Source organism: Methanobrevibacter sp. 87.7 (assembly GCF_002208625.1).
Classification (GTDB): Archaea; Methanobacteriota; Methanobacteria; order Methanobacteriales; family Methanobacteriaceae; genus Methanarmilla.
The window spans coordinates 1-1,758 of the sequence record NZ_MRCT01000240.1 but is presented as its reverse complement, the minus strand read 5'-3'; the positions used below and the strand labels follow the sequence as shown (position 1 = coordinate 1,758).

Here is a 1,758-nt window from a genome sequence, read left to right as displayed (position 1 = left end):
CAACGCCATAAAACACATAGCACATACTATACATAAAGAAACAACACACTCAAAAACAAATAGATATAATTGCAAAAATTATTAAAAATATTAAAAATAAAATTTTAAAAGACATTTACTTAAATAAATATTAAATTTAGTGATATTCCCATTAAAAAATAAGATATATTCTGAATTAATCTTACTTAAAATTAAAAAATAATAATAAATTATTATTTTTAAAAATAAAAATATAATATTTAATATAAATTAAAAATATCAATAAAAATTTAATATAAAAATAAATTAACAATATTAAACATTAAAAATAAAAAATTAAGCTTAAATAAATTTTTATAATTTAAATAAATAAATTAAAATAATAATTTAAAAAATAATCAAAAATGTAATAAAAAAGTTTATATAAGTAATAATAAACAATATTTAAAAAAATAATAAAAAATTAAAATTAAAAATTAAACTAAAAATAAAAATTATATAAAAATATTAAAAAAATTATGAAAATAAAAACAAATATTAAATATAAAAATATAAAAAATTAAGAAATAAAATATAAATTTATAATAATAAAAAACAACAATTATTATCGAGGTATAAATATGAGCGATGATTCCTTTAAAACAACAATTGAAGAATTAAACAAAATATTGAAAACAAATAGTGTAATTGGTGAACCAATAGAAACTGAAGATAAAATATTAATTCCTGTTGTAAAGATGGGATTTGGTTTCGGTGGTGGAAACAACAACACTGCTGGAGGAGCAGGTGCTGGTGCAGGAATTGAACCTGTAAGTATGGTTGTTGTATCTAAAAATTCAAACGGACCAGATAGTGTAAGAGTAATAGATATTAGTAAAGGAAATAATACTAACAAAGCACTTAATGATTTAGGTTTAATAATAACTGATCTAGTTAAAAATTATTTTAATTCAGCAAATCCTGAAGATTATTCAGATGCAGAATGGCAATATAATAATGAAAATGAAGAAAATAATAAAAATAAAGATATAAGTGACGCAGAATAACCATATAAATTTAAAATACATAATAATTAAAATAAGTAGGAGATTAGATTGAATATAGCATTAATAATATTATACACAATTCTTATAATACTTATTTTAATTATTATAATACTTTATATTGGTCTAAAAATAGATTTAAAATTCAATTATAATAAAGAATTCAAAGGACTAATTAATATTTCTTTAATTGGAATAAAAATTTATAAAAAAGAAATTCCAGTGAAAAATAAAGAAGATGAAAAAGAAGATAATAAAACTAATATTAATAATAAAAATCTAATTAAAGAAGTAATAAGAAATAGAAATGAAATTAAAAAAATATTAAAAATTCTAAAAGAAAATTCTAAATATAAAACTGAAGGAAAACTTATATTTGGATTTGATAGTCCAGTGAATACTGCAGAAATAGCTGGTATATTATGGGGATTAACATCTATATTTAATAATAACAACTTTAATATTCAAATAGAACCTGTTTTTAACAAAGAAACAATTGAATTTGAATTTAAAATGAATATAAATATAAATCTTTTAGTATTTATTATTAAAACACTTAATATAATACGAAAAGAACCAATGAAAACTTTTATTAAAAATACGATTAAAAATTTAAGAGGAACCTAAAATGACTATTAAAGATAATATAAAAAATAAAATTGGTTCCTATAAATACATAAGTTTTGGTAAAAAAATAGAAATAGCTAAAAGAATAATTTACCCTATATATAAAGTA

Annotated in this window: 2 protein-coding genes; both read left to right on the top strand. The window is 17.5% G+C overall.

Annotated features, from left to right (window positions below; genetic code table 11):
* Positions 1-599: 599 nt before the first annotated feature.
* Complete coding sequence (locus BGI41_RS07950; RefSeq protein WP_088540164.1) at positions 600-1,025, top strand: GerW family sporulation protein; 426 nt, start codon at positions 600-602, stop codon at positions 1,023-1,025.
* A 48-nt stretch (positions 1,026-1,073) separates the two neighbouring features.
* A complete protein-coding gene (locus tag BGI41_RS07945; protein WP_158211979.1) occupies positions 1,074-1,649 on the top strand; it encodes a DUF2953 domain-containing protein in 576 nt (191 codons plus the stop codon).
* Positions 1,650-1,758 lie beyond the last annotated feature (109 nt).